This window comes from Massilia sp. BKSP1R2A-1, assembly GCF_050586525.1.
Taxonomy (GTDB): Bacteria; Pseudomonadota; Gammaproteobacteria; order Burkholderiales; family Burkholderiaceae_D; genus Telluria.
Window position 1 is genome coordinate 24,966 of sequence record NZ_JBOBRE010000006.1, and the last position, 24,949, is coordinate 49,914.

General features: G+C 67.4%; 25 protein-coding genes. 17 read left to right on the forward strand and 8 right to left on the reverse strand.

What is annotated here, in order from left to right; translation table 11 throughout:
- Positions 1 to 19 precede the first annotated feature (19 nt).
- Entirely contained in the window at positions 20 to 367 is a 348-nt protein-coding gene (locus ACQ7JA_RS10835) for a YnfA family protein (RefSeq protein WP_430897463.1), read from the forward strand.
- Positions 368 to 371: 4 nt separating this feature from the next.
- Here the strand turns inward: ACQ7JA_RS10835 and ACQ7JA_RS10840 are convergent, their stop codons facing one another.
- Positions 372 to 3,071 carry a PAS domain-containing protein gene (locus ACQ7JA_RS10840; RefSeq protein WP_430897465.1) on the reverse strand — a complete coding sequence of 900 codons (2,700 nt, stop codon included), beginning with the start codon at positions 3,069 to 3,071 and terminating at the stop codon, positions 372 to 374.
- A 160-nt stretch (positions 3,072 to 3,231) separates the two neighbouring features.
- Here ACQ7JA_RS10840 and ACQ7JA_RS10845 point away from each other — a divergent pair, with 160 nt between their 5' ends.
- Both ACQ7JA_RS10845 and ACQ7JA_RS10850 read left to right on the forward strand, forming a co-directional pair.
- Positions 3,232 to 5,487, forward strand: a complete 2,256-nt coding sequence (locus ACQ7JA_RS10845; RefSeq protein ID WP_430897467.1) for a PhoX family protein — start codon at positions 3,232 to 3,234, stop codon at positions 5,485 to 5,487.
- Between the two features lie 120 nt (positions 5,488 to 5,607).
- Positions 5,608 to 6,069, forward strand: a complete 462-nt coding sequence (locus ACQ7JA_RS10850) for a hypothetical protein (RefSeq protein WP_430897469.1) — start codon at positions 5,608 to 5,610, stop codon at positions 6,067 to 6,069.
- Here the strand turns inward: ACQ7JA_RS10850 and ACQ7JA_RS10855 are convergent.
- Positions 6,055 to 6,948, reverse strand: coding sequence for a LysR family transcriptional regulator ArgP (locus ACQ7JA_RS10855; RefSeq protein ID WP_430897471.1), 894 nt, complete (start codon positions 6,946 to 6,948; stop codon positions 6,055 to 6,057). The genes ACQ7JA_RS10850 and ACQ7JA_RS10855 overlap by 15 nt on opposite strands.
- A 90-nt stretch (positions 6,949 to 7,038) precedes the next feature.
- Here ACQ7JA_RS10855 and ACQ7JA_RS10860 point away from each other — a divergent pair, with 90 nt between their 5' ends.
- Positions 7,039 to 7,656, forward strand: a complete 618-nt coding sequence (locus ACQ7JA_RS10860; RefSeq protein WP_430897473.1) for a LysE/ArgO family amino acid transporter — start codon at positions 7,039 to 7,041, stop codon at positions 7,654 to 7,656.
- A gap of 54 nt (positions 7,657 to 7,710) precedes the next feature.
- Entirely contained in the window at positions 7,711 to 8,769 is a 1,059-nt protein-coding gene (locus tag ACQ7JA_RS10865; RefSeq protein WP_430897475.1) for an NAD(P)H-dependent flavin oxidoreductase, read from the forward strand.
- Here ACQ7JA_RS10865 and ACQ7JA_RS10870 read toward each other — a convergent pair.
- Entirely contained in the window at positions 8,766 to 9,671 is a 906-nt protein-coding gene (locus tag ACQ7JA_RS10870; protein WP_430897477.1) for a LysR family transcriptional regulator, read from the reverse strand. The two genes, ACQ7JA_RS10865 and ACQ7JA_RS10870, sit on opposite strands and share 4 nt — an antisense overlap.
- Before the next feature lie 102 nt (positions 9,672 to 9,773).
- Between ACQ7JA_RS10870 and ACQ7JA_RS10875 the strand changes: the two genes are divergently transcribed.
- Both ACQ7JA_RS10875 and nfsB read left to right on the forward strand, forming a co-directional pair.
- Positions 9,774 to 10,781 (forward strand): zinc-binding alcohol dehydrogenase family protein, encoded by a 1,008-nt coding sequence (locus ACQ7JA_RS10875; RefSeq protein WP_430897479.1) that lies wholly within the window; start codon positions 9,774 to 9,776, stop codon positions 10,779 to 10,781.
- A 28-nt stretch (positions 10,782 to 10,809) separates the two neighbouring features.
- A complete protein-coding gene (gene nfsB / locus ACQ7JA_RS10880; RefSeq protein WP_430897481.1) occupies positions 10,810 to 11,463 on the forward strand; it encodes an oxygen-insensitive NAD(P)H nitroreductase in 654 nt (217 codons plus the stop codon).
- 1 nt (position 11,464) lies between these two features.
- On the opposite strand, the gene ACQ7JA_RS10885 is transcribed toward nfsB, so the two are convergent.
- A complete protein-coding gene (locus ACQ7JA_RS10885) occupies positions 11,465 to 12,115 on the reverse strand; it encodes a DUF6624 domain-containing protein (RefSeq protein WP_430897483.1) in 651 nt (216 codons plus the stop codon).
- A 180-nt stretch (positions 12,116 to 12,295) separates the two neighbouring features.
- On the opposite strand from ACQ7JA_RS10885, the gene ACQ7JA_RS10890 reads away from it, so the two are divergent.
- From ACQ7JA_RS10890 to ACQ7JA_RS10910, 5 genes are read left to right on the forward strand one after another with little or no spacing between them, the layout of a single operon-like run.
- Entirely contained in the window at positions 12,296 to 12,880 is a 585-nt protein-coding gene (locus tag ACQ7JA_RS10890; RefSeq protein ID WP_430897485.1) for a histidine phosphatase family protein, read from the forward strand.
- Entirely contained in the window at positions 12,877 to 13,227 is a 351-nt protein-coding gene (locus ACQ7JA_RS10895) for a DUF6152 family protein (protein ID WP_430897487.1), read from the forward strand. The genes ACQ7JA_RS10890 and ACQ7JA_RS10895 overlap by 4 nt, the downstream gene beginning before the upstream one ends.
- On the forward strand, positions 13,227 to 13,706 hold the full coding sequence (locus ACQ7JA_RS10900; protein WP_430897489.1) for a DUF6644 family protein: 480 nt from the start codon (positions 13,227 to 13,229) through the stop codon (positions 13,704 to 13,706). Before ACQ7JA_RS10895 ends, ACQ7JA_RS10900 begins: the two co-directional genes overlap by 1 nt.
- Positions 13,707 to 13,723: 17 nt before the next feature.
- Positions 13,724 to 14,410 (forward strand): SOS response-associated peptidase family protein, encoded by a 687-nt coding sequence (locus tag ACQ7JA_RS10905; protein WP_430897491.1) that lies wholly within the window; start codon positions 13,724 to 13,726, stop codon positions 14,408 to 14,410.
- Between the two features lie 21 nt (positions 14,411 to 14,431).
- The gene (locus ACQ7JA_RS10910) at positions 14,432 to 15,208 is read left to right on the forward strand and encodes a glutaminyl-peptide cyclotransferase (protein WP_430897493.1); all 777 of its coding nucleotides are present in this window, start codon (positions 14,432 to 14,434) and stop codon (positions 15,206 to 15,208) included.
- A gap of 1 nt (position 15,209) precedes the next feature.
- Here ACQ7JA_RS10910 and ACQ7JA_RS10915 read toward each other — a convergent pair whose 3' ends face one another.
- On the reverse strand, positions 15,210 to 16,235 hold the full coding sequence (locus ACQ7JA_RS10915) for a zinc-dependent alcohol dehydrogenase family protein (protein ID WP_430897495.1): 1,026 nt from the start codon (positions 16,233 to 16,235) through the stop codon (positions 15,210 to 15,212).
- Between the two features lie 38 nt (positions 16,236 to 16,273).
- Entirely contained in the window at positions 16,274 to 16,492 is a 219-nt protein-coding gene (locus ACQ7JA_RS10920; protein WP_430897497.1) for an NAD-dependent epimerase/dehydratase family protein, read from the reverse strand.
- 45 nt (positions 16,493 to 16,537) lie between these two features.
- Between ACQ7JA_RS10920 and ACQ7JA_RS10925 the strand changes: the two genes are divergently transcribed.
- Positions 16,538 to 17,023, forward strand: a complete 486-nt coding sequence (locus ACQ7JA_RS10925) for a hypothetical protein (protein ID WP_430897499.1) — start codon at positions 16,538 to 16,540, stop codon at positions 17,021 to 17,023.
- 83 nt (positions 17,024 to 17,106) lie between these two features.
- Here the strand turns inward: ACQ7JA_RS10925 and ACQ7JA_RS10930 are convergent, their stop codons facing one another.
- Positions 17,107 to 20,040 carry a TonB-dependent receptor gene (locus tag ACQ7JA_RS10930; protein ID WP_430897501.1) on the reverse strand — a complete coding sequence of 978 codons (2,934 nt, stop codon included), beginning with the start codon at positions 20,038 to 20,040 and terminating at the stop codon, positions 17,107 to 17,109.
- A 334-nt stretch (positions 20,041 to 20,374) separates the two neighbouring features.
- Complete coding sequence (locus ACQ7JA_RS10935) at positions 20,375 to 21,316, reverse strand: DUF808 domain-containing protein (protein ID WP_430897503.1); 942 nt, start codon at positions 21,314 to 21,316, stop codon at positions 20,375 to 20,377.
- 205 nt (positions 21,317 to 21,521) lie between these two features.
- Between ACQ7JA_RS10935 and ACQ7JA_RS10940 the strand changes: the two genes are divergently transcribed.
- The 4 genes from ACQ7JA_RS10940 to ACQ7JA_RS10955 all read left to right on the forward strand — a co-directional run bounded on the left by ACQ7JA_RS10940 (position 21,522) and on the right by ACQ7JA_RS10955 (position 24,818).
- Complete coding sequence (locus ACQ7JA_RS10940; protein WP_430897505.1) at positions 21,522 to 21,740, forward strand: BrnA antitoxin family protein; 219 nt, start codon at positions 21,522 to 21,524, stop codon at positions 21,738 to 21,740.
- A gap of 88 nt (positions 21,741 to 21,828) precedes the next feature.
- The gene (locus ACQ7JA_RS10945; RefSeq protein ID WP_027864703.1) at positions 21,829 to 22,113 is read left to right on the forward strand and encodes an HU family DNA-binding protein; all 285 of its coding nucleotides are present in this window, start codon (positions 21,829 to 21,831) and stop codon (positions 22,111 to 22,113) included.
- Between the two features lie 101 nt (positions 22,114 to 22,214).
- Positions 22,215 to 22,853, forward strand: a complete 639-nt coding sequence (locus ACQ7JA_RS10950) for a LysE family transporter (protein ID WP_430897508.1) — start codon at positions 22,215 to 22,217, stop codon at positions 22,851 to 22,853.
- A gap of 126 nt (positions 22,854 to 22,979) precedes the next feature.
- The gene (locus ACQ7JA_RS10955) at positions 22,980 to 24,818 is read left to right on the forward strand and encodes a DUF6600 domain-containing protein (RefSeq protein ID WP_430897510.1); all 1,839 of its coding nucleotides are present in this window, start codon (positions 22,980 to 22,982) and stop codon (positions 24,816 to 24,818) included.
- Positions 24,819 to 24,949: the final 131 nt, after the last annotated feature.

Genomic DNA, 24,949 nt, shown 5'->3' on the forward strand with positions numbered 1-24,949 from the left:
TCCACAAGCCCTCTTCAAGATGTCCTTCGAGCTCCTGCCCTTCGGCCGCACCGCCGGCCTCTACTTCCTCACCGCCATCGCCGAGCTGCTCGGCTGCTACCTGCCGCTGCTGTGGCTGACGGGGAAGGGCTCGCCCTGGCTGCTGCTGCCGGCGGCGCTCAGCCTGGTGGTCTTCGTGTATCTCCTGACCCTGCATCCGGCTGCGAGCGGACGCGTGTACGCGGCCTACGGCGCGGTCTACATCGCCACCGCCCTGGGCTGGCTGTATGTGGTGGATGGGGTCAAGCCGGTGTGGAGCGACTACCTCGGCGTGGGGCTGGCGCTGGCCGGCGCCGCCTCGATCGCCCTGGGCCAGCGCCAGGCTTGAAGCATCAGGCCGCGAGCTTGGCCAACAAATCCTGCACCACGTCCAGCTGCACCGGCTTGGTGAGATGGTGGTCGAAGCCGGCTTCGCTGGATTGTTGACGGTCGCTGTCGGCGCCCCAGCCGGTCAGCGCCACCAGGGCGATGTGCTCGAGGCCTTCCACCCGTCGCATCGCGCGCGCGGTCTGGTAGCCGTCCATGCCGGGCATGCCGATGTCGAGGAAGGCGACCTGGGGACGAAACGCCGCGGCCAGCTCCACGGCGTGCGCGCCGTCGTGCGCCACCTGGGTCGTGTAGCCGCAGGCGTCCAGGATCATCGACAGCGTCACGGCGGCGTCGACGTTGTCGTCCACCACCAGGATGCGCACGCCCTCGCCGCCGGCGCCATCGCGCTCGAATGCCGAGGCCGCGCCACCGCCGGCCTGGACGCCGCTCGCCAGCGGCAGGCGCACCGTGAACACGCTGCCGGTGCCCGGTCCCCCGCTTGCCGCGCTCACCTCGCCGCCATGCATGTGCACGAGGCGCCGCACCAGGGACAGGCCGATCCCGAGTCCTCCCTGCGAACGCTCGGTATGCTGGCCGACCTGGCTGAACATCTCGAACACCGAGACCAGCTGGTCCGGCGGGATGCCGATGCCGTTGTCGGCCACCGACACAAGGGCGTGATCCTCCTCGACGCGCAGCGCCAGGCCGATGCGGCCACCGGGCGGCGTGTACTTGGCCGCGTTATTCAGCAGGTTGGCCACGACCTGGGCGATACGGGTCACGTCCGCCTCGACCGGCACCTCGGTCTCCGGCAGGTCCACCGTCAGCGCGTGGCGCCCGCTTTCGACCAGCGGCAGGCTGGTTTCGACGGCGCTCGAGAGCAGGCTGCGCAGGTCGGCGCGCTCTTTTTTGAGTTCCAGCTTGCCGCCGCTGATGCGGGCGATGTCGAGCAGGTCGTCGATCAGGCGCACCATATGGCCGACCTGGCGCTCCATCATCTCGCGCACCCGCGCCACCGCGGCCGGGCTGTCGCCCTTCAGGCGCATCACGCCCAGGCCGCTGCGGATCGGCGCCAGCGGGTTGCGCAGCTCGTGCGCGAGGGTGGCGAGGAATTCGGTCTTGCGGCGGTCGGCCTCGGCCAGGTCGCTGGCCAGCTTGCGCAGGGTGGCCTCCGACTCCTTGCGGCTGGTGATGTCGCTGAACAGCAGGGCGACGCGCCGGCTGCCGGGGCCGCCCAGGCGGGTGGCGTAGACGTCGAACCAGCGTTCCATGGCCGGGGCCTCGCTCTCGAAGCGCACCGGTTCGCCGGTTTGCGCCACCCGGCCGTAAGTCTCGAACCAGAAGCTGTCCAGCGTCGGCACCATCTCGCGCGCCGTCTTGCCGGCGCCGCCCACCAGGCCGGTGTGCACCTCGAACATGCGGTTCATCTCGAGGAAGCGGTAGTCGACCGGCCGCTCGTCCTCGTCGAAGATCATCTCGAGGATACAGAAGCCCTGGTCGACCGATTCGAACAGGGTGCGGTAGCGTTCCTCGCCGGCGCGCAGCTGTTCCTCGGTGCGCCGCTTCTCGGTGGTGTCCACGACGATGGCGACCAGGCCCTGGAACTCGCCGCTCGGGCCGCGCAGGGCGTTCACGCTGCTGGTGGCCGGCATCACGGTGCCGTCGCGGCGCACGTACTCCTTGTCGATCATGACGCCCTGCTCGCCGCCGGCCAGGCGCCGGATGGCCTCGACCGTGACCGGCACCGAGCCGGCGGCCGTTACGTCGAGCACGCTGGTACCCAGCAGTTCGCTCTCGCTGTGGCCGATCATGTCGCAATACCTCTGGTTGGCGAGGGTGATGCGGCCTTCGGTATCCATCTGCACCACGCCGGTGGCGGCCTGGCTGACGATCTTCTGGAAACGCTCGCGGCTCTCGAACAGGGCGATCTCCGCCAGCTTGCGTTCGGTGACGTCGATGCCGTGCACCAGGATGCCGCTGATGCCGCCGTCGGGGTCGCGCAGCGGCATGTAGACCTGGTCGACGAAGCGGCGTTCCAGGGGCGCACCGGGCCGCCGCTGGAGCATCACCGGCACGTCGGTGCCGAACACCGGCTCGCCGCTGCGGTACACGCCCTCGAGCAGCTCGACGAAACCCTGGCCGGCCAGTTCCGGCAGCGCTTCGCGCAGGCTCAGGCCGACCGGATCGCGCCCGCCGACCAGCTGCAGGTAGCGATCGTTGACCATGTCGAACACCAGCTCGGGACCGGCAAACACGCACATGAAGGCGGGCGCCTGGCGGAACACGTCTTCCATGCGCTCGTTCGCGCTCCTGAGCTGGGCCACCAGGCGCTCGCGCTCGGCCTCGGCCTCGACCTGTTCGGTGATGTCGCGCGAAGTCGCCAGCAGGCCGCCATCGATCGGGCTGATGGTCACCTCCCACCAGCGGGTGCGGCCCTGCAGGTTCGGCATGGCGCCCCGGAAGCGGCCGATGCCGCCGGCTCGCGCCAGCGCCATGGCGTTATCGAGCTCGGCATGGCTCGTCTCGGGCACCAAGGATCTCCAGAGGCGGCCGCGCAGGGTGTCGATACTGTCCGCACCCAGGGCCGCGACGCCGCAGCGGTTGATCGCGACGATGCGGCCTTCGCCGTCGAGCAGCTTGACGCAGTCGGGACTGGCTTCGAAAAGTTGTCGGCCGAGCGTGGCCGGATCGAGCGCGCTGGCGGCGCTGCTGCTGTCCTGCATGTGCATATCCTGAGTGGGGTCCGGGCAGTATAGCCGCAAGGACATGATTTTCGTCGCCAGCATCGGCGCCTGTCATCGAATTGTTACGAGATCGTCACAAGGTTGTCATGTTGGCTTCTTACCATGCACGGACTTTTCCTAACAACCAACAGGATTACCCGTGAACAAGCCGACCGACCTCGCCCGCATCGACCATCACGACATCGATACGAACGTTTCGTCGAACGAACAATTCAGCACCGTCCTCGAAGCCCGCCTGAGCCGCCGCAGCCTGCTGCGCGGCGGCGCCGCGACGGCGGCTTCCGCGCTGCTGGGCGCCATCGGCCTCTCCGGCTGCGGCGGCTCGGACAACGACGACGTCGTGACCTCGCCGAATCCGCCGACCGGCAATCCACCGCCGGCCGAGAAGCTGCTCGGCTTCACGGCCGTCTCCAAGAGCCTGGCTGATACTGTCGTCGTCCCGGCCGGCTACACCGCCAGCGTGATCTACGCGCTGGGCGATCCGCTCACCGCCAATACCCCCGCCTTCAAGAACGACGGCACCGACACCGACTTCGAAAACCGCGCCGGCGACCACCACGACGGCATGGAATTCTTCGCCCTCTCCGCCAGCAACGGCCCGGCGACCACGGTCAACGACCGCGGCGTGCTGGTGATGAACCACGAAGCCACCACCGACGAGAAGCTGTCCTCCTTCTTCGTGCACGCCAATGGCGGCACCATGTCCCTGCCGCGTCCTGCTGCGGAAGTGGACAAGGAGATGGCCCTGCACGGCCTGTCCGTGGTCGAAGTGCGCGCGGCAAGCGGCAAGTGGAGCTATGTGAAGGATTCGGCAATGAATCGCCGCGTGCACCAGCAGACCGACATCGAGCTCTCGGGCCCGGTGCGCGGCAATGCGCTGGTGGTCACCAAGTACTCGACGGGCGGCACCAAGATCCGCGGCACCCTGAACAACTGTGGCACCGGCAGGACCCCGTGGAACACCTACCTGTCGGGCGAAGAGAACTGGTCCGGCTACTTCACCCGCGCTGCCACGGATGACACCGCGCGCGGCAACGACAAGAGCGTCACCTCGCTCAAGCGCTACGGCCGCGATGCCGGCGCCGCCTCGCGCCACGGCTGGGAAACCGGTGGTACCGAGGACAAATACCAGCGCTGGAACATCAGCAAAAAGGGCACCTCGCTCGACGGCAGCGACGACTACCGCAACGAGATGAACGGCATGGGCTACATCGTCGAGATGGACGCCTTCGACAAGACCCGCGCCATCAAGAAACGCACCGCCCTGGGCCGCTTCGCACACGAGAGCGCCGTCTTCGGCAAACCCGTCGCCGGCCAGCCGCTGGCCGTGTACATGGGCGACGACTCGCGCAACGAATACATCTACAAGTTCGTGTCGACCGCGGTCTGGGCCGCCGCCGATGCGGCACCAGGCGACCGCGTTGCTACCGGCGACAAATACCTCGACAGCGGCAAGCTGTACGTGGCCAAGTTCAATGCCGACGGCACCGGCCAATGGATCGAGCTGTCGATCGCCAACCCCTTGATCGCCGCCTACGCCGGCTATAAATTCGCCGACCAGGCCGACGTGCTGGTCAACGCCCGCCTGGCCGGCGACGCCGTCGGCGCGACCAAGATGGACCGTCCGGAATGGTGCTCGGTGCATCCGGGCACCGGCGAGATCTACTTCACGCTCACCAACAACAGCAACCGCCGCGTCGAACCGAGCGGCTCGAGCCAGGCCGCGCCGGACGCCGCCAATCCGCGCGTCTACACCGACATGAAGGGCACGACCGCGCAGGCGGGCAACCCGAACGGCCACGTCATCCGCGTCAAGGAAGGCGCCGCCGGCTCCACCGCCGCCACCTTCAGCTGGGACGTCTACCTGTTCGGCGCCGAATCCGGCGCGGACGGCGCGAAGGTCAACCTGTCCGGCCTCACCGCCGACCAGGACTTCTCGAGCCCGGACGGCCTGGCCTTCACGCCCTCCACCGGCATCTGCTGGATCCAGACCGACGACGGCGCCTACACCGACGTCACCAACTGCATGATGCTGGCGGGCCTGCCGGGCCAGGTCGGCGACGGCAAGAAGGTCAGCCTGAGCTACCCGCGCGCCAACGGCAGCAACCTGGCGGTCGACACCTACGTCGGCAAGGCGGCGACGGCCGACACGCTCAAGCGCTTCCTGGTGGGCCCGGTCGGCTCCGAGATCACCGGCATCGCCGAGACCCCGGACGGCAAGGCGCTGTTCATCAACATCCAGCACCCGGGCGAAGGCACCGCCGCCGCCAACGTCGCCGATCCGACGAAGTACACCAGCCAGTGGCCGTCGAACGCCGGCTATGGCGCCGGCAAGCGTCCGCGCTCGGCGACCATCGTCATCACCAAGAACGACGGCGGCCGCATCGGCACCTGATTTCTCCGTGATTCCCTTGGGGCTGGACGCGCAGGCGTCCGGCCCTTTTTTCTTCTATCGCAAGAAGCGGGTGCGCCAGGCATGCCAGCATGGTTTCTGCAGCCACAGCCGGAGCCCGCCATGCTTTCCCTTTCACCCCCCGCCTACTTCCGTCTCACGCGCGCCAGCGCGCTGTACGACATCCTGATCATCACGCCCTTCGCCACGCCCTGGACCTTCGCCCTGCTGTATCCGCAGCTGTCGAACCTGAACGTGAGCCTGGGCGGCGCGCCGCTGCCGGCCAGCGCGCCGGTGCAGGTGCTGTTCGCCTGCCTGCTGGGCAGCCTGGTGCTGCTGTGGGCCAGCCTGCGCCTGCTGCGCACCAGCCTGGTGCTGGGGCGCTTCGATGCGTGCGGGCGCGCGGTGTTCGCGCTGTGGATGGCCTGGGCGCTGGCGCAGGGCGGCTTGCCGCTGCTGTGGTGTTACTTCGTGCCCGAGCTGCTCTGGGCCTTGGCGCAGGCCTGGCCGGTGGCCGTGGCGCGCAGCGCACGGCGCCCGGACCGGCGCAGGCCGCACCTGACCCTGGTCTCAGGGCAGCGGTAGCAGGACGTCACGCGCGGCTTTCACCAGCGCCGCGCCCATGCGCTCCAGGCGCGGCGGCTGGATGCGCCAGGCATGCCAGTACAGCGGCACGTCCACAAAAAGGTCGGGCGCCAGGTCGACCAGCACGCCCTCGTGCAGGAGCGCCGCGCACTGCTCCTGCGGCAGCATGCCGTAGCCCATGCCGTGCCGGATCGCGCCCACATACGGATCGCTGGCCGGCACGTAGTGGAAGGGGTAGGCGGCTTCTAGCAGGCCGAAGTGGCGCAGCAGGAAGGCCGACTGCAGCGAATCCTTGCGGTCGAAGACGATCACCGGCGCGCGTTGCGCGTTCTCGCGCGTGAAACCGCCGGCGAACCAGTGCTGCGCGAAATCCTTCGAGGCCACCATCCGGTAGCGCATCAGTCCCAGCGGACTCACGGTGCAGCCGCGCATGGGCGTGGGCTCGCCCGCCACGCAGGCCACCACGCGGCCCTGTTCCAGCAGCGCGAAGGTATGGCCCTGGTTGTCGAGCACGAATTCCACCAGCAGCTCCTCGTCGGCGAGGATGGGCGCCAGCACCGGCAGCAGCCAGGTGGCGAGGGTGTCGTTGTTGACGGCCAGGCTGACCCGCGCCGGCCCCGCATCCATGCCCATCTCGGCCAGGAACTCCGATTCCAGCAGGGTCGAACGGCGCAGGTACTGCAGCAGGCGCGTGCCCGGCGCAGTGGGACGACAGGGACGGCTGCGCACCAGCAGGGGCGTGCCGAAATCCTGTTCCAGCGCCGAGATGCGCTGCGAGACGGCGGAGGGGGTCAGCGACAGCTGGACGGCGGCCAGCTCCAGGCTGCCGGTGTCGACGGCGGCGATGAAGGCGGCGCTGCGGCGGGGATCGATCTTCATTAATTTTTCTTAACTATCCTTAAATATCATGAATATATTTGAATTTAGCCCGGCAGGAAGCGAAGATGCGCTCTTCGATACGGAGTTTTTATGTTTTCTCAACAGGTATTCCTGCAAGGACTGGGCCTGGGCGCCAGCCTGATCATGGCCATCGGCGCCCAGAACGCCCACGTGATCCGCACCGGCGTGCGCGGCCACCACGTGGCGGCCACGGTCGCTACCTGCATCGTCGTCGACGTGGTCCTGATCGCGCTTGGCATCTCGGGCCTGGGCGCCCTGGTCGAAGCCTCTCCGACCCTGATGACGGTGGCGCGCTACGGCGGCGGCGCCTTCCTCGTCTGGTATGGCTGGCGCTGCTGGAAGAGCAGCCTGCGCGGCGGCGCCTCCCTCGAACTGTCGCCCGATGCGAAGACGCAAACCCTGGGCCGCGCGCTGGCCACCGTACTGGCGCTGTCGCTGCTGAACCCGCACGTCTACCTCGACACCGTGGTGCTGCTGGGAGCGGTCGGCAGCAGCCTGGCGGGCGAAGCCCGTACCTCCTTCGCCGCGGGCGCGATGACGGCCTCGGTGCTGTGGTTCACGGCGCTGGGCCTGAGCGCGCAGCGCTTCGCCCGCGTACTCGGCCGCCCGTCCGTATGGCGCGTGATCGAGGGCTGCACCGGCACCCTGATGCTGGTGCTGGCCGTGCTGCTGGTACGCGGAGCGTAAGTCTCGGGCTCTGGCTATACTTGTGCTTCGACCAAGACCTGACGGAGCCGCGCCATGCGCACTGACCTGCTGTCGAAGCTGGGTATCCGCTTCCCCATCATCCAGGCCCCGATGGCCAATATGTCGAGCGCGGCGCTGGCAGCCGCCGTGTCGGAGGCCGGCGCGCTGGGCTCGATCGCCGTGGGCGCCATGACGCCCGAAGCCGCACGGGCCGCGATCCGGGCCGTGCGCGAGAAGACCGCCCGGCCTTTCCAGGTGAATGTGTTCACGCATGTGCCCGCGCAGGCGGACGCCGCGCGCGAGGCCGCCTGGCTGGCCTGGCTGCGTCCGCACTTCGAGCGCTTCGGCGCCCAGCCTCCGGCGGGATTGACCGAGATCTACGGCACCTTCGTCACCGACGACGCGATGTTCGAGGTAATGCTGGCCGAGCGGCCCGCCGTGCTCAGCTTCCATTTCGGCCTGCCGCCGCAGGAGAAGATCGATGCCCTGAAGGCCGCCGGCATCACCTTGTTCGCCACCGCGACCTCGCTGGATGAAGCCCGCCAGATCGAAGCGGCCGGCATCGACGCCATCGTCGCCCAGGGCATCGAGGCGGGCGGACACCGCGGCGTCTTCGATCCGCAAGCGCCGGACGCGGCCTTGAGCACCGTCGAACTGCTGCAGCAGCTGCATGGCAAGACTTCCCTGCCGCTGATCGCGGCGGGCGGCATCATGGACGGCGCGCAGATCCGCACTGCCCTGTACTACGGCGCCAGCGCGGTCCAGATGGGCAGCGCCTTCATCGCCTGTCCGGAATCGTCCGCTTCGCCCCACCACCGCTCCCTGATCGCCACTGGCGCCCAGCTCGAGACCGAACTTACTCCCGTCATCTCCGGGCGCGCGGCGCGCGGCATCGTCAACCGCCAGTTCCGCGACGTCGGCGCCAGCGGGCATCCGCCCGTGCCGGACTACCCGATCGCCTACGACGCCGCCAAGCAGCTGCATGCGGCCGCCTCGGCCAAAGGCAACCAGGAATATTCGGTCAACTGGGGCGGCACCAATTTCGCGCAGGCGCGCGCCATGCCGGCGGCGGATTTGGTCGCGGCCCTGGTGGCGGAGATGCAGGCCGCTTAAGCGCCGCGCGCCAGCGGCCGGCAGCGCTCTTCGATCAGCGCATGCAGCAGCTTGACCGCCGGCGAGAACTGCCGGCGGTGCGGGCACACCAGGCTCAGTGGCGTGGGCTCGCCCGGCACGTCCGGCAGCAGCACTTCCAGGCGTCCCTGCGCCACGTCCGCGCTCACGTCGAGCCAGGATTTGTAGGCGATGCCTTCGCCGGCCACCGCCCAGCGCCGCACCACTTCCGCATCGTCGCTCACCAGCCGTCCCGCCACCTGCACGACCTTCGCGCCGTCCGCCAGCGGGAAGGACCAGCGGTCGTAGGTGCGCCCGCGCAGCCGGTATTGCAGGCAGTTGTGGTCGGCGAGTTCCTCCAGCAGCGCCGGCCTGCCGTGACGCGCGATGTAGTCTTTCGACGCGACCAGCACGCGGCGGTTCTCTGGCGCCACCGGCAGGGCGACGTAGCTGGCATCGTCGATCTGCCCATAGCGCAGCGCGATGTCGACCGGATCGCGGAATACGTCCGCCACCTGGTCGGACACCAGCAGCTGGATGTCGAGCCCGGGATGGTCGCGCCGGAATTCCGAGATCCAGGGAAGCAGCAGGTTGCGCCCGAAGTCCGAAGGCGCCGCGATCTGCAGCGTGCCGGTCAGGCAGCCGGCGTCGCCGCGGATGCCGTCGAAGCCGTCGCGCAGGGCCTGCAGCGCATCCTGGGCGAAGGGCAGGTAGCGCTTGCCCTCCTCGGTCAGGCGCAGGCTGCGCGTGGAGCGGGCGAACAGGCGGAGGTCGAGTTCGCGCTCGAGGCGGCCGATCGCGGCGCTGGCCTGGCCGGGCAGCAGGTTGACCTCGCGCGCGGCCCGGGAAAAGCTCCCCAGGGCGGCGGTGCGCACGAACAGGGCCAGGTCGTCTAGCCTGATCATTTTCTCTCCAGCTGTGAAAGTGAAATCGCTCCAGCCGGCTTTTTCCCCGCCGGGCTGCCCAATAGAATCGTCGGCAAGTCCAAAACTTACCGGAGATTCAACATGAAAGCAGTAGTGTATACCCAGCACGGCCTGCCCATCAGCGACCCCGCTTCCCTGCACGAGCTTGACCTGCCGATGCCCCTGGCCGGCCCCCACGACCTGCTGGTCGAAGTGCGCGCCGTCTCGGTCAACCCGGTGGACACCAAGATCCGCAACGGCGCGGCCGTCACGGAACCGCGCGTGCTGGGCTGGGACGCCAGCGGCATCGTGCGCGCCGTCGGCAGCAGCGTCACCCTGTTCAGGGAAGGCGACGAAGTCTTCTATGCCGGCTCGCTCCTGCGCCCCGGCTCGAACAGCCAGTTCCAGGCGGTGGACGAGCGCATCGTCGGCCGCAAGCCGTCCTCGCTCGGCCATGCGCAGGCGGCCGCCCTGCCCCTGACCTCGATCACGGCCTGGGAGCTGCTGTTCGACCGCCTCATGGTGGAGGAAGGCGGCGGCGCCGGCAAGTCGCTCCTGATTATCGGCGCGGCCGGCGGAGTCGGCTCGATCCTGATACAGCTGGCGCGCAAGCTCACCGCATTGACCGTCGTCGCTTCCGCCTCGCGCGAGGAAAGCCGCAACTGGGTGCGCGAACTCGGCGCCCAGCACGTGGTGGACCACACCCAGCCCCTGCGCCCGCAGCTGGAAGCGCTCGGCTTTTCCAGCGTCGACATCGTCATCGGCCTGACCCACACCGACAGGCACTACGCGGCCATCGTCGACGTGCTGGCCCCGCAGGGGCAGTTCGCGCTGATCGACGACCCGGCCCAGCTCGACGCCGTGCCGCTCAAGCGCAAGTCGATCTCGCTGCACTGGGAACTGATGTTCACGCGCTCGCTGTTCGAGACCGCGGACATGGTCAGGCAGCACGAGCTGCTCAACCGCGTGTCCGGCATGGTCGACGCCGGGGAGCTGCGCACGACCCTGGGCGAACACTACGGCCGCATCTCGGCCGAGAACCTGCGCCGCGCCCATGCGCTGATCGAAAGCGGCCGTGCGGTCGGCAAGATCGTGCTCGAAGATTTTTAAGTTGTTACGTGAAAGAAGGAAGAAACAGATGGATATTCTCTCGGCAGCCCGCAAGCGCCATACCGCCAAGGCCTACGACAAGGAGCGCCAGATCCCCGAAGAGCTGATGCAGCAGGTCTACACCCTGCTGCGCCACAGCCCCTCCTCGGTGAACTCCCAGCCCTGGCACTTCATCGTCGCCAATACCCCCGAGGGCAAGGCGCGCGTGGCCAAGGCGGCGCAGGGCGGCTACGGCTACAACGCGGCCAAGATCCTGGACGCCTCGCACGTGATCGTGTTCTGCTCGCGCATCGACATGGACGACGCCCACCTGGAGCGCCTGCTGGCCCAGGAAGGCCAGGACGGCCGCTTCCGCGACGACGCCGCCCGCGCCGGCCAGGACGCGGGCCGCCGCGGCTACGTGCGCACCCACCGCTACACCACGCGCGACATGCCGCAGTGGCTGGAAAAACAGGTCTACCTGGCGCTCGGCACCGCGCTGCTGGGCGCCGCCACCCTGGGCATCGACGCCACCCCGATGGAAGGCTTCGACCAGAAGATCCTCGACGAGGAATTCGGCCTGCACGCGCAAGGCCTGGCGAGCGTGGTGCTGGCCAGCTTCGGCTATTCCTCCGAAGCCGACTTCAACGCCGGCCTGCCGAAGTCACGCCTGCCGGAAGAGCTGACCTTCACCTTCGTCTGATTCAGCCCTGGGGATAGTGGGAGTCCCCTGGGTTGGCCGAGGAAGTGCAGTGCTGCATTTCCAGCACCATGCGCCGGTACGCGTCCAGCGGCGGCAAATTCAGTTCGGCGCGGCGCGCTTCGACCTGGCTGCGCTCTTCCATCGGCTTGAAGTCCAGGCCGCAGGCCTTGCCATCCGGAGAGTGCAGTTGCGTTCCGTAGCGCTGCGGGCGGCCTTCGGCCACGGCGACGCGGTCGTACAGGTAGGCGAAGTTGCGGTCGACGCGCTCGCCGCGCGCGCTCGCCGCTTCCTCGATCAGCGCCAGCGCGCGCTTCTGGAAGGCGACATCATGGTCCGCATGCTGTGCCAGCAGCCAGGCGTCGCCCGCGGCCTGCTGTCCGAACTTTTCCTTCGACGGCCAGCCGCAGCGCGCCACGATGGCCTTCAAACGCTCGGTATTGGTGCGGTCGACCAGCGCAATCTGGCTGAACAGCTTGCGCTGGGCGGGGCTGGTCTGGTCCAGGAAATCGACGCGCTGGCGAAGGGCCTGGTCGGCGCCGACCCGGGCTGCCAGCTCGGCGCCGATGTCGCTGCAAGCGTCGTTCGCACGCGCCGCGCCGCACAGGGCAAGGCCGGTCGCCAGCAGCGCAATGCGCAGGTAAGGGTGGTGCATGGTGTCTCCCGATAGTGGCAGGGCTAGTGTAGCGGCTGGCCTCACGCCGGTCCATGCGCCTGGCATGGAAGCATGTTCTCCATGAACGCCGGCTCCAGCGTCTCGCCGCTGTCGTGCGCTCGTCGATGTGGCGTGGCGGGATAATGCGGCGGCGGGCCCCGCAATCCATGGAGAGACGCCATGCTTCGACGATGCTTCCTGGCCATGACGACCCTGCTCGCCACGTCACTGGCGGCGGCGCAACCCGATCTTTGGCAAGGCCTGCAGGGCGGCGGCCATGTGCTGCTCATCCGCCACGCGGCCACCGATCCCGGCATCGGCGACCCGCCCGGTTTCCGGCTTGCCGCCTGCTCTACCCAGCGCAATCTGTCGGAACAGGGCAAGCGCGATGCCGTGGACCTCGGCGCCGCCTTCCGCCAGCGCGGCATTCCGCTCGGCCCCGTGCTGTCGAGCCGCTGGTGCCGCTGCCTCGATACGGCCCGCCTGGCCTTCGGCCGGGTCGAGGAAGCGCCGATGCTCGATTCCATGTTCCAGGACGGCGAAGCCGCCGGGCGCGCCAAGGTCGGCGAGGTGCTGGCGCGCATCGCCCTCTGGCGCCAGGCGGGCGGCAAGGATAACCTGGTGCTGGTGACGCACGACGTGAATATCCGCGCCCTGGCCGGCGAGTATGTGGAGCAGGGCGGGATCGTGGTGGCGCAGCCGATCGACGGCAGACTGCAGGTGCTGGGCCGCCTTCCCGTAGTTCATTCAAGGAGAGTCCGATGAAACGCTCGCTGATGCTGACCTCGCTGCTGGCCGCGCTGGTGGCCACCTCCGCTTCCGCCCACCATGGCTGGAGCGAATACAACGCCGACAAGCCGCTCACCCTGTCCGGCACCATCGAGGAGTCCGGCTACCTGCAGCCGCACGGCTTCGTGCGCCTGAAGACGGCCGACAAGACCTGGATGGTGGTGCTGGCGCCGCCGTCGCGCATGGAGAACCGCGGCCTGCCCAAGGAGAACCTGGCGGTGGGCGGCCAGGCCACGGTCTACGGTTATCCACACCGCAGCAACGCGACCGAGCTGCGCGCCGAACGGATCACCATCAAGGACAAGACCACGGAGCTGCGCTGATGCCCTTGCAAGACGCGGCCGCGCTGGCCGCGTCCCTGCCGCTGGCGCAGGCCATGCGCGAGCAGCCCTGGCTGTACCCGGCGGTCGAGACCCTGCACATCGTCGGCTTCGCCCTGCTGGTGGGCGCGGTGGCGATGTTCGACCTGCGCGTGCTCGGTTTTGGCCGCCAGCTGCCGGTGCGCGCGCTGGCGCGCCACCTGCTGCCATGGTCGGCCGGCAGCATGCTGCTGGTGCTGCCGACCGGCGTGCTGCTCTTCGTGGCCGACCCGGCGGCCCTGCTGGCGAACCGGGTTTTCCTGCTCAAGCTGGGCCTGATCCTGGTCGCCGGCCTGAATGCGCTCGCGTTCCACGCCGGCCCCTGGCGCGGCGCGGATACCTGGCCGGAGCGCGCGCCCGGTATCGCGGTCCTGCACGCCCTGCTGTCGCTCGGCCTGTGGGTCGCCGTGATCGCCAGCGGCCGCCTGCTGGCCTATTTTTGAGCTATGCTGGGCGGATCATGTGCGTCAACTACCACTCTCCCACCCGCGAACAGTTCGGCACCCTCGGGGCCTTCAGCGAGCTGCCGGCCGACTGGCGCTGGCCCGAGGAAGTCTGGAAGGACTATTCGGCTCCCATCGTACGCCGCGGCAGCGACGGCGGCCCCATGGCCTGCCTGGCCAGCTACGGCATGGTCCCGCGCCGCCACATCCCGCCCGGCGTGAAGCCCTTCGACACCATGAATGCGCGCGCCGAATCGCTCGGCGAGCGGCGTTCCTTCGCGCCCGCCTGGCGCCGCCTGCAGCTGTGCGCGGTGCCGATGGCCTGGTTCTACGAGCCCTGCTATGAGAGCGGCCGCGCGGTGCGCCACGCGATCGGCATGCTTGATGACAGCCTGTTCTACGTCGCCGGGCTGTGGCGCGAATGGACGGAAGCCGACGGCAGCCTCTCGTCCTCCTTCACGCAGATCACGATCAACGCCGACGACCATCCGCTGATGTCGCGCATGCACAAGCCGGATGACGAGAAGCGTTCGCTGGTGGTGATCGCACCAGGGGAGCTGGAGGACTGGCTGGCCTGCCGCGACATCGAGACGGCGCGCAGCTTCCTGCGCCATTATCCGGCGGCGCGGATGAAGGACTGGGCGGCGCCGCAGACCGTGGCGAAGAAGGCGCCGGAACCGTCGCCGAACCTCTCGCTGTTCTGAACCGTGCTACATTCGGGCATCATGCTCAAACACGTCATCGTCACTACCCTCGCCCTGGCCGCCAGCGCCGGCGCCAGCGCCCAGGTCAACGTCCCGGTCTACGGCTACGTCGTCAAGAACAGCTACCCGCACGACCCGAAAGCTTTCACGCAGGGCCTGTTCTTCCGCGACGGCCACCTCTACGAGACCACGGGCCGCAACGGCACGTCCTCGCTGCGCAAGGTGGAGCTGAACACCGGCAAGGTCGTGCAGAAGGCCGACATGCCGCAAGAGATCTTCGGCGAAGGCTCGACCCCGGTCGGCAACGACATCGTCGCCCTCACCTGGACCTCGCAGGTCGGCTACGTCTACGACATGAAGACCTTCAAGCTGAAGCAGACCTTCAAGTACGTGGGCGAAGGCTGGGGCCTGGCCAGCGACGCGAAGCAGGTCTACATGAGCGACGGCAGCTCCTTCATCCGCATCCTCGAGCCCAGGACCTACAAGGAGCTGCGCCGCATCCAGGTGACGCACAAGGGCCAGCCCATCGAGCGGCTCAACGAGCTCGAGATGGTCGACGGCGAGCTGTTTTCCAATGTCTGGGGCAGTGAGCTGATCCTGCGCATCGACCCCGCCAACGGCAGCGTGAAGGGCGTGATCAACCTCGAGGGCCTGCTGCCGGCGGCGCAGCGCGGCACCCTCGATCCGGACGCCGTCCTGAACGGCATCGCCTGGGACGCCAAACGCAAGCGCCTGTTCGTCACCGGCAAGCTGTGGCCCAGGGTCTTCGAGATCGAACTCAGGCCGCAGGAGCGCTGACCTACGCCTGTTTCGTCACGTCGATGACGACCTTGCCGAAGTGGGAACCCGATTCCATGTAGCGATACGCTTCCTTCGCCTCCCCGAAGGGGAAGACGCGGTCGATCACGGGCTTCAGCCCAGTGACGTCGGCAAAGCGCATCACGTCGTCCAGCATGGTGCGGCTGCCGACGAAAATGCCCACCATGCGCTTGGCCGTGGCCAGTAGCGACGCCGGATTCACCTCGCCGCCGAAGCCGCTGACGCCGCCGATGATGGCGATCGTCCCGCCCATCGCCGCCGCCGACACCGAGCGGTTCACCGTCCCCTTGCCGCCCACTTCCAGCACCACGTTCGCGCCGCGCCCTTGCGTCAGCGCCAGCACCTCTTCGTGCCACTCCGGAATGGACTGGTAGTTGATGGTGTGGTGGGCGCCCAGCTCGCGGGCGCGCTGCAGCTTCTCGTCGCTGGACGAGGTGATGATGGTGCGCAGCCCCGCGGCCCTGGCCAGCTGCATGCCGAGCACCGAGACGCCGCCGGTGCCGAGGAAGAGCGCCGTGTCGCCCGGCTTGATCGCGTTACTGGACACGAAGATCGCGTTCCAGGCCGTGACGCCGGCGCAGGGCATGGTGGCCGCCTCGATGAAGCTCAGGGAGGCGGGGATCTTCGCCATGGCCTCTTCGTGCAGCACCACTTCCTCGGCCAGCATGCCGTCGATGTCGCCGCCCAGCGCATGGCGGATCTTTTCGGGTGAGGTCGCGCCATCCTGCCAGTAGGGGAAGAAGGAGCCGGCCACGCGGTCGCCCACCTGCACCCGCGTCACCCCCGGCCCCACGGCCAGCACCTCGCCGGCGCCGTCCGAGCAGGGGATGATGGGGTCGTCCACGGTGACGAGGTAGTTGCCGCTGGCGACCATCAGGTCGCGGTAGTTGAGCGAGACCGCGTGCACGCGGATGCGCACCTCGAAAGGCGCAAGGTCGCGGTCCGGGTAGTCCACGCATTGCAGGGCGTCGATGTTCGCGCCGGGAAGAATCTGGTAAGCCCGCATGGGGTTCTCCTTGTATCAAACGGGGTTGTCGGTCCGGGTCACATGGGCTTGGCCACCGCGTCGATGCCGGAAAAGCGCGCCAGCCAGCCCGTTTGTTGGGTATCGTTGACGAAGTCCGCGTGGATGTCAGTCAGGCGTGGGTCGGTGCTGCTGCGGGGCTTGCGTACCGTACACACGACATGGTGGCCTTCAAGCAGCAATGCCTGCAGCAGGTGTTGCCCGATGAAACCGCTCGCACCCGTCAGCAAGATCCGCATCCATGCTTCCTTTCACGTCGTTCACTTACTTTGAAGAGAAATCTCATGCAAAACTGGACCAAGACCATTGAACGCGGCCTCGTGTCGGGCGCCACTTCCAGCCTGCTGTCGACGGTGGCCTTGGCGATCGCCGGCAAGAAGGAAACCGGCAGCGCGCTCGCGCCCACGAATGCGGTCAGCCACTACGTGCATGGCGACAAGGCCGCGCGCAAGGACGGCGCCTCGCTGCGCTATACGGTGCCCGGCTACCTGATCCACCATGCCAGTTCCACATTCTGGTCGATCGTCTTCGAGCGCGTCGCCGGCAGATACCTGGACCGCAAGACTCCGGTGGGCATCCTCACCGCTTCCGCCGCCACTTCGGCTTTCGCCGCCTTCGCCGACTACAAGCTCACGCCCAAGCGTTTCCAGCCGGGCTACGAGAAGCACCTGTCGACGCCCTCGCTGGCCGGCGTGTACGCCTGCCTGGCGCTGGGATTGGCCATCGGCGCGGCCATCACGCGCCAGGACGAACCGCCGCGACAAGTCTAGAGCAGAAGCCGGAAACGTGACGCGCTTCCTGAAATGAAAAAGGCCGCCCGAAGGCGGCCTCCATATTACCGATCAGCCAGCGATCAGAACTCGTAGCGGGCGGTCAGGCGGACCGAACGCGGGCTCTGGAACGAGGACGGCTTCTGGTAGTTCAGGTTCAGCTTGCCTTCGCTCAGGGTGTCCGAGGAGTAGTCGCGGCGCTCGTCGAACTCGACCGCCTTCTGGCTGTTGAACACGTTGAACACGTCGAACTGGAAGGTGACCTTGCCGTTGGCGATACGCGGCATGTAGGCCAGCTGCAGGTCGAGGGTGGCGGTCCATGGGGTACGGCCCGCGGTACCGCGCTGCTGCAGGCTCGACTTGCCGCCTTCCTTCAGGCAGTAGTACGACGAAGCGGTGGTGTAGTTACGGGCATCGGAATGGTCGTATGCAGTCTCTGGCACGAAGCCGATGCAGCTGGTCGGACGGCCCGAGGCCACGGTGCCGTTGAAGCCGAGGCGCAGCGTGTCGGTGATCCCGTAGTTGCCGTACAGCTTGAACACATGGCGGCGGTCGTTCGACAGATAGCCGTCGGCGCCGTCATCCAGCGAGCCGAAGTCGAAGTCCTGCGACACGCCGGCGTCTTCCTGGTTGATGACCGAGTTCACGTAGCCTTCCGCGGTACCCTTGAGCTTGGCCCAGGTGTAGGACGCTGCCAGGCCCCAGGTGCCGTTGTACGGACGCTCCGCGGTCAGCTCGATGGCGCGATAGGTACGGGTGTACTTGCCCAGGCCGAGGTACTTGGCCGGCACCACGACCTGCTTCAGCTTGCCGTCGTTTTCCAGGTCCATCTGCAGCGACACGTCGTTGCCCGGATTGATCAGGAAGCAGGTCGCCATGGTGCTGGAATCGAAGTTCTTGTACCCGTTGTCCGCAGCCCATTGTTCGAAGCCCAGGTGCGAGCAGTAGTCGTCCATGCCGTCGTTGACCTTGCGATAGGTCGCCTTCATGCCCATGGTCCAGCCCTTGGCCAGCGCCTTCTGGAAGCCCAGGATGAATTCGTCCTGGGACATCGGGTTCAGCTCGGTATCCGCGATGGTGGCCGGACGCGGCAGGGTGCCGTCGCCGGTGATCTGCGGCACGCCGATGTCGCTCGCGCTCAGGTTCAGCGGCGCCTGGGTACGCGGATCGCGGCCGTTGAAGGTGTAGAAGCGCTGCTCGAAGAGTTCGCCCTGGGTGGCGCGGATGTTGGTGTTCGATGCGACCGGGATGAAGTAGCGGCCGGCATTGCCGTACACCTTCAGCGAGGCGTCGCCCTTCACGTCCCAGGAGAAGCCCAGGCGCGGCGCCAGCAGGTTGTCGGCCTTGACGAAGCTGATGCCATCGCCGTTCTTGTTGTCGAACGATTCCGAACGCAGGCCCGCGTACAGCAGGACATTGTCGGTGATCTTCCAGTTGTCTTCGATGTAGTAGGCGTTGTTTTCGACTTCGAAGCTGCCGCCGGTGTTCGACGATTCGCGACGGCGCACGTACTGGCCGCCCGGCGCAACCGCATTCGGCACGCCGTTCACGGTGCCGTTCGCGGACACGAAATAGCGGTAGTAGTAGCCGCCCGAGTAGGTCGATTCGGCGCCTGCGTACGAGGTGAAGGTCTGGCGGTCGACGCCCGCGCGCAGCGAGTGGCCGCCAATCGCGTAGTCGACGTCGAAGCGGAAGGCGCGGCGCTTGTCTTCATCGGCGGGTTTGGCGGTTGGGGAGCGGACGCGTGGGCCTGGGAATGGCATTGCCCAGCAGCCGATCTCGCTCTGGTCGATCTCCAGGATGACCGGGCAATCGAGGCCGGCCTTGCGCGCGCCGACGGTCAGGGCCGACTGCTCCTTCACCGAGCCGACCAAGGCGGACACGGTCAGGTCGTCGGTCAGGTAGCCGGTGTACTTGCCGATGAAGATCTCACCGCCCGAGGTGGTCTTGCTGATCCCCGGATCGCCCATGTGGTAGGTCAGGTTCTTGCGGTCCGGGTAGACCGTAATGTTGCGGTTGAAGTCGAGGATCTCTTCTTCGCGCTCGTTGGAAATCGCGGTCAGTTCCAGGCGGTGCGCATCGGTCGGCGTGAAGTCGACCTTGATCATGCCGTTCGGCTTGGTCGAGGTGGTGCGCGTGCTGCTCGATTCCGAGAAGGTGTCGGTACGGTCGTGGCGGCCTTCGACGAGGCCGAAGACGAACAGCTTGTCCTTGATGATCGGACCGCCGGCATAGGCGTTGAACGACAGGTCGCGCTGCTGGCGCGCCTTGCTGAACGAGATGTAGTTGTTGTCTTGCGGGTTGTTCAGGTCGCGGATGTTCTTGCCGCTGGCGCGCAGCGAATCCGGCTCGTAGTAGACCGAAGCGCCGCCCTTCCAGGTGTTGGTGCCGCGCTTGGTGACCAGGCTGATCACGCCGCCCAGCGAACGGCCGAATTCGGCGCCGTAGCCGCCCGACTTGACCTGCTGTGCCGCCACTGCGTCGAACGGCAGGTTGGCATAGGACAGGAAGTTACGGATGTTGGTGACGTCGAAGCCGTTGATGTAATAGCTGTTCTCGGCAACCGAGGCGCCGCCGAAGGACGGCAGGCCGCCTGCGCCCAGGTCGGAGTCGCCCTTGACGACGCCTGGAGCGAGCAGTGCGAACGCATTCGGATCGCGCGCCACCGGCAGCGCGGCCATCTGGTCGGCGCTGAACACGGTGTTCGATTCCACGCTCGAAGTGTCGATCACGGTGCGGGTGCCCGCGACCACGACGCGGGCAACGTTGTCGGTGGCCAGGTCGACCGGGGTACCGGAACCGATGGCGACGCTCACGTTGCGGCTTACGCCGCTGGCTTCGACGCGGTAGGCGCCCGGCTGGAGCTTGGGTGCCGTGTAGGTGCCGTTGGAGTCGATGGTGATCGTGCGCGAAGTGCCGGTTTCGACGCTGGTGATCGTAACCTTGTCACCCGGCTTGCCGCGGCCATAGATCGAGCCTTCGGAACTCTGCGCAATGGCGACTGAGGAAATCAACATACCGACTGCGAGGGCGGCGGCAGTGCGCTGATAGCGCCCGGATGTGAAATGCATGGATGCTCCCTGAGAATTATTAATAGTTATGTTCAATTGCGGCGCAGTAATACGCACGTATTGACTCAGAGATCAAACCACTTATACAGACAAGTTGTCAATTTGCTGTTAAAAGAAAGCAACAGTTGTTGTAAAGATCATGCCGGGAGGATGAAAATCTGCTAGATCGGTGGCGAGGCGCATACATGTGCCGCCATGCGCACCGGCATGGACGGGACGCTCATGAAGAGGAGGGAAAACAGCGGAGGCGCCGGGCCTGTGCCGGCCCGGCGCGGGAGGATCAGTGGGCGGCGGCCTTCTTGCCGCGCATGCGCTGGATGACGCTCACCACTGCCAGTACGATGGCGCCGACCAGCACGCCGGCCAGGGCATCGACCACGGTCGGGGTGATGGCCGCCAGCACGCCGCCGACGCCCGGCACGCCGGCCGTCATGTGCGCGGCTTCCTCGGCGAAATGGTGCAGGGGTTCCCAGGCATGGGCGATGATGCCGCCGCCGACCATGAACATGGCGGCGGTGCCGACCACGGACAGGAATTTCATCAGCTTGGGCGCCGTGGCCAGCAGCAGCTTGCCGACGCCCTGCGCGGCGCCGCTGCTTTTCTGGCTCAGGTAGACGCCGGCGTCGTCCATCTTGACGATGGCGGCCACCAGGCCGTAGACGCCGACCGTCATCGCCAGCGCGATGGCGACCAGGACCATGACCTGCTGGCTGAAGGGCGCCTGTTCCACGGTGCCGAGGGCGATCACGATGATTTCCGCCGACAGGATGAAGTCGGTGCGCACCGCGCCCTTGATCTTGTCCTTCTCCAGCGCGCACATGTCCACGTTCTCGGCCGCCAGGTGGGCTATGTGCTCGGCCTTGTGCTGCGCGTCTTCCTCTTTACTGTGCAGGAACTTGTGGGCCAGCTTCTCGAAACCTTCGTAGCACAGGAAGGCGCCGCCGATCACGAGCAGGGGCGTGATCAGCCAGGGCACGAAGGCGGAGATGGCCAGCGCGGCCGGCACCAGGATCGCCTTGTTTTTCAATGAGCCCTTGGCCACCGCCCATACCACCGGCAGCTCGCGGTCGGCATTCACGCCCGTGACCTGCTGCGCGTTGAGCGCCAGGTCGTCGCCGAGCACGCCGGCCGTTTTCTTGGCCGCGACCTTGCTCATCAGGGTCACGTCGTCGAGGACGCTCGCGATATCGTCCAGTAATGCCAGCAGACTGCCTCCAGCCATTGATTGCTCCGCTCAAGTTAATAGTGTCAAGATCGCATCATCTTACCTGACGGGAGAATGCCGGTCACACGGTTCAGCGCGGCTTTTTGCATTTCAGTCGCGGAAATCTGCATCTCGTCGCTTTTCGCGGGTATTGGCAAACTGGCATACGTATAGTGCAAGCTGTTGGCTGCGGTACTGCAGCCTCGCCACCGAAGGAGATGCCATGAATACCGAAACGACCCTGCAAGCAGTGAGCGCGGCGCCAGTACGCCGCACCCGTCCGCCGAAACGCAAAACCCGTATCACGATCTACCTCGACGACGAAGTGCTGAACGAATTCCGCAGCCTGTCCGAGCGCTGCGGCACCGGCTACCAGACCCTGATCAACGCCGCGCTGCGCCATCGCCTGGCCGCACCTGGCGTCGAAACCAGCCTCGCCTGATTGTATTGATGCGTTCGCCTCTGGGTAGTCAGATTACATACAGCAATAATTATGCTAATCTTCCCGCTCTTTTAACCCCGGAGGAACTATGAAAAAAGGCGAACTGATCGCGGAATTCGCGAAGCGCACCGAAATGTCCGGCGCAGCCGCTAACACCGCTGTGAACACGATCATCGAGATCATCACCGAACGCCTGAAGAAAGGTGACACCGTCGGCATCACCGGCTTCGGCACCTTCTCGGTCACCAAGCGCGCTGCACGCAAGGGCCGCAACCCGGCAACCGGCGACGTCATCAAGATCGCTGCATCGAAGACCCCGCGCTTCGCCGCCGGCGCCACCCTGAAGGCCGCCGTCAACCCGAAGAAGAAGTAAGCAGTACCCGGCCACGCGCCGCGCTCCGGATTCCTCCGGACGCGCGCGCCGGCCCCCTTTCTGTCGTTCCCCCAGCGCTCCCCCTTATCTCCCGCAGCAGCATGCTCCTCACCACCTGGATCGCCTTCGTCATCGCCGGCTCGCTGATCGCCATCTCGCCCGGCTCCGGCGCCGTGCTGTCCATGTCGCACGGGCTGGCCTACGGGCTCAAGAAGGCCAGCGCCACCGTGCTCGGCCTGCAGTTCGGCCTGGTCCTGGTGCTGGTCATCGCCGGCGCGGGCGTCGGTTCGCTGCTGCTGGCGTCGAGCACGGCCTTCACCGCCGTCAAGATCGTCGGCGCCCTCTACCTGATCTGGCTCGGCATCGGCCAGTGGCGCGCCAAAGCCGACGCGCCCGCCGTCGACACCGCCGGCCTGGCCGCCCACCCGGGTTTCGGCAAGCGCGTGATGACCGGCTTCCTCACCAATGCCACCAATCCCAAGGGCATCATCTTCATGGTGGCGGTGCTGCCGCAGTTCATCGACAAGAAAGCGCCGCTGCTGCCGCAGCTGGCGATCCTGGGCGTGACCATGGTGACCATCGACTCCATCGTCATGCACGGCTACGCCGCCCTGGCCTCCTCCATGCAGCGCTTCTTCCGCGACCCGCGCGCGGTCAAGCTCCAGAACCGCGTCTTCGGCGCCGTCCTGATGCTGATGGGCTCGCTGCTCTTCCTGGTCGAACCGGGCCGCCGCGCCTGAGTTTTGACTCCGCCGTGTTGCGTCACTCGGCGTTTGAAACTTTCTGTAAGTTACGTAGTCCCAGCGCGCGCTCATGCGTTGTAATCAGGTAGCCGTCCTCGTCCACTCGTTCCGCCGGAGCCCGACATGAACAAGCGTTTCGCCAAGACCGCCGTGATGCTCGCGCTCACGGCGCTATCCACTGCCGCCCTGGCGCAGGAGTCGCTGGACACGGAACCACCGGGCCGGGTCGGCCGGGTGGCGCTGGTCCAGGGCAAGGTCAGCATCGGCGGCGACGTCGGCGAGGCCAGCCAGGACGCCCTGGTCAACTGGCCGGTCACGACGCGCAACCTGATCACCACCGAGGCGGGCGGGCGCACCGAAGTGCGCATCGGTTCGACCGCCATCCGTGTCGATGCCGACAGCTCGCTCGAGATCAGCGAACTCGATGACGACAGCGTGCGCCTGCGCCTGCACTACGGCAGCGCCAGCATCCGCATCCTGAGCGAGGACGTACTGCCCGAGTTCGAACTCTCCACGCCCCAGGGCCGGGTGCGCATGCTGAAACCCGGCCGCCTGCGCGTGGACGCCGAGCGCGTGCGCGACACCAGCGTGGTGAGCGTGTTCGACGGCGAAGCCCAGGTCGAGGGCGGCGGCGCGAGCCTCACCATCCGCGCCGGACGCAGCGCCGAACTGCGCGACGAGGATGTGCGCACCCTGCAGGCGCGCAGCGATGCTTTCGATAGCTGGGCGCTGGAGCGCGACCGCGTGTTCGACGGCGCCAGGTCGGCGCGCTACGTCACCAGCGACATGACCGGCTACGAGGAGCTGGACCGCCACGGCAGTTGGCAGGAGGATCCGGAATACGGCGCCCTGTGGCTGCCCACGGTGTCCACCACGTGGGTGCCCTACCGCGACGGCCGCTGGACCTGGATCGCTCCCTGGGGCTGGACCTGGGTCGACAACGCGCCCTGGGGCTATGCGCCCTTCCACTACGGCCGCTGGGTGCAGGTGCGCAATCGCTGGGCCTGGGCCCCGGGCCGCATCGAGCGCCGCCCGGTATGGGCGCCCGCCCTGGTCGGCTGGGTCGGCGGCAGCGGCTGGAACATCAATTTTCATTCGCACGGCTCGCGTCCCGCGACCGGCTGGTATCCGCTCGGCCCGCGCGACCATTTCGTGCCCGGCTACCGGCTGTCGGACGAGCGCCTGCGCCGGCTGAATGCATGGCGTGACCGCAAGGACGACCGTCACGACGGGCCACGCGGCCGTGACCGCGACCGTCACGACGGACCGGGCCGCCCCGACTACCGCCACCGCGGCCTGACCGTGGTGCCGCACGCGAACTTCGGCCAGCGCGGGCCGGTCGTGGTGCCGAACGTACCGCGCGCGACGCCTTCGCCGCTGGTGGTTCCGAACGCACCCGCCTCCGCGCCGCCGGCGCCGCAGGGCTTGCGTGCCCGCCTCGAACAGCGTGACGCAATCCGCAACCGCATCGTGAGCGAGCCGCGCGACCTGGACGGCGAGCGCAGTGAACGGCCGCGTGTCGATCGTGCCGAGCGTCCCGACAGCTCCCGCTTCGACCGTGACGACGGAGCGCGGCCGGACCGTGGGCAGCGTCCGCCCGTCCTTGCCACCGATCCGGCGCCGCAGGCACCTGCCCCGCTCGTGGCGCAGCCGCCGCGGCCCCAGCCCTGGCAGCGCTTCGACCGCGGTAACGACGGCAACGACCGTGACCGCGATCAGGGCAGACGTTTCGAGCGCGGCGACCGCGGCGACCGGTTCGAAGGCCGCCGCGAGCGTCCGCAGCCGCTGGTCGCGATGCCGCAGCCGCCCGCCCAGCCGGCGCCGGCCCCCGCCATGGCCCCGCCGCCGCAACGCGTCGCGCCGCCGCCGCAAGCCGTCGCCCCGCCGCCGCCGCGTGCGGAGGCGCCCCAGCGCCTCAGGGAACGGCCGAGGGCACAGGACCAGGCGATCCGCAGCGAATAACCGCCCAGTCCGCGCCTGGCGTCGCCTGTCGCGGCAAATCGCATTTCGTCGCATGGTGGTCGCGATCGGCTTTTGCTTTGGGTACAGTGGCATCAGTGGTTCACAGGCCGCAACACCTGTGAGCCCTGCAA

What these genes read in the sequence shown, in the direction of transcription:
- ACQ7JA_RS10835 (WP_430897463.1), top strand. Translation starts at nt 20, where the DNA reads ATGTCCTTCGAGCTCCTGCCCTTCGGCCGCACCGCCGGCCTCTACTTC.
- ACQ7JA_RS10840 (WP_430897465.1), bottom strand. Translation starts at nt 3,071, where the DNA reads ATGCAGGACAGCAGCAGCGCCGCCAGCGCGCTCGATCCGGCCACGCTC.
- ACQ7JA_RS10850 (WP_430897469.1), top strand. Translation starts at nt 5,608, where the DNA reads ATGCTTTCCCTTTCACCCCCCGCCTACTTCCGTCTCACGCGCGCCAGC.
- ACQ7JA_RS10855 (WP_430897471.1), bottom strand. Translation starts at nt 6,948, where the DNA reads ATGAAGATCGATCCCCGCCGCAGCGCCGCCTTCATCGCCGCCGTCGAC.
- ACQ7JA_RS10860 (WP_430897473.1), top strand. Translation starts at nt 7,039, where the DNA reads ATGTTTTCTCAACAGGTATTCCTGCAAGGACTGGGCCTGGGCGCCAGC.
- ACQ7JA_RS10865 (WP_430897475.1), top strand. Translation starts at nt 7,711, where the DNA reads ATGCGCACTGACCTGCTGTCGAAGCTGGGTATCCGCTTCCCCATCATC.
- ACQ7JA_RS10870 (WP_430897477.1), bottom strand. Translation starts at nt 9,671, where the DNA reads ATGATCAGGCTAGACGACCTGGCCCTGTTCGTGCGCACCGCCGCCCTG.
- ACQ7JA_RS10875 (WP_430897479.1), top strand. Translation starts at nt 9,774, where the DNA reads ATGAAAGCAGTAGTGTATACCCAGCACGGCCTGCCCATCAGCGACCCC.
- nfsB (WP_430897481.1), top strand. Translation starts at nt 10,810, where the DNA reads ATGGATATTCTCTCGGCAGCCCGCAAGCGCCATACCGCCAAGGCCTAC.
- ACQ7JA_RS10885 (WP_430897483.1), bottom strand. Translation starts at nt 12,115, where the DNA reads ATGCACCACCCTTACCTGCGCATTGCGCTGCTGGCGACCGGCCTTGCC.
- ACQ7JA_RS10890 (WP_430897485.1), top strand. Translation starts at nt 12,296, where the DNA reads ATGCTTCGACGATGCTTCCTGGCCATGACGACCCTGCTCGCCACGTCA.
- ACQ7JA_RS10895 (WP_430897487.1), top strand. Translation starts at nt 12,877, where the DNA reads ATGAAACGCTCGCTGATGCTGACCTCGCTGCTGGCCGCGCTGGTGGCC.
- ACQ7JA_RS10900 (WP_430897489.1), top strand. Translation starts at nt 13,227, where the DNA reads ATGCCCTTGCAAGACGCGGCCGCGCTGGCCGCGTCCCTGCCGCTGGCG.
- ACQ7JA_RS10905 (WP_430897491.1), top strand. Translation starts at nt 13,724, where the DNA reads ATGTGCGTCAACTACCACTCTCCCACCCGCGAACAGTTCGGCACCCTC.
- ACQ7JA_RS10910 (WP_430897493.1), top strand. Translation starts at nt 14,432, where the DNA reads ATGCTCAAACACGTCATCGTCACTACCCTCGCCCTGGCCGCCAGCGCC.
- ACQ7JA_RS10915 (WP_430897495.1), bottom strand. Translation starts at nt 16,235, where the DNA reads ATGCGGGCTTACCAGATTCTTCCCGGCGCGAACATCGACGCCCTGCAA.
- ACQ7JA_RS10920 (WP_430897497.1), bottom strand. Translation starts at nt 16,492, where the DNA reads ATGCGGATCTTGCTGACGGGTGCGAGCGGTTTCATCGGGCAACACCTG.
- ACQ7JA_RS10925 (WP_430897499.1), top strand. Translation starts at nt 16,538, where the DNA reads ATGCAAAACTGGACCAAGACCATTGAACGCGGCCTCGTGTCGGGCGCC.
- ACQ7JA_RS10930 (WP_430897501.1), bottom strand. Translation starts at nt 20,040, where the DNA reads ATGTTGATTTCCTCAGTCGCCATTGCGCAGAGTTCCGAAGGCTCGATC.
- ACQ7JA_RS10935 (WP_430897503.1), bottom strand. Translation starts at nt 21,316, where the DNA reads ATGGCTGGAGGCAGTCTGCTGGCATTACTGGACGATATCGCGAGCGTC.
- ACQ7JA_RS10940 (WP_430897505.1), top strand. Translation starts at nt 21,522, where the DNA reads ATGAATACCGAAACGACCCTGCAAGCAGTGAGCGCGGCGCCAGTACGC.
- ACQ7JA_RS10945 (WP_027864703.1), top strand. Translation starts at nt 21,829, where the DNA reads ATGAAAAAAGGCGAACTGATCGCGGAATTCGCGAAGCGCACCGAAATG.
- ACQ7JA_RS10950 (WP_430897508.1), top strand. Translation starts at nt 22,215, where the DNA reads ATGCTCCTCACCACCTGGATCGCCTTCGTCATCGCCGGCTCGCTGATC.
- ACQ7JA_RS10955 (WP_430897510.1), top strand. Translation starts at nt 22,980, where the DNA reads ATGAACAAGCGTTTCGCCAAGACCGCCGTGATGCTCGCGCTCACGGCG.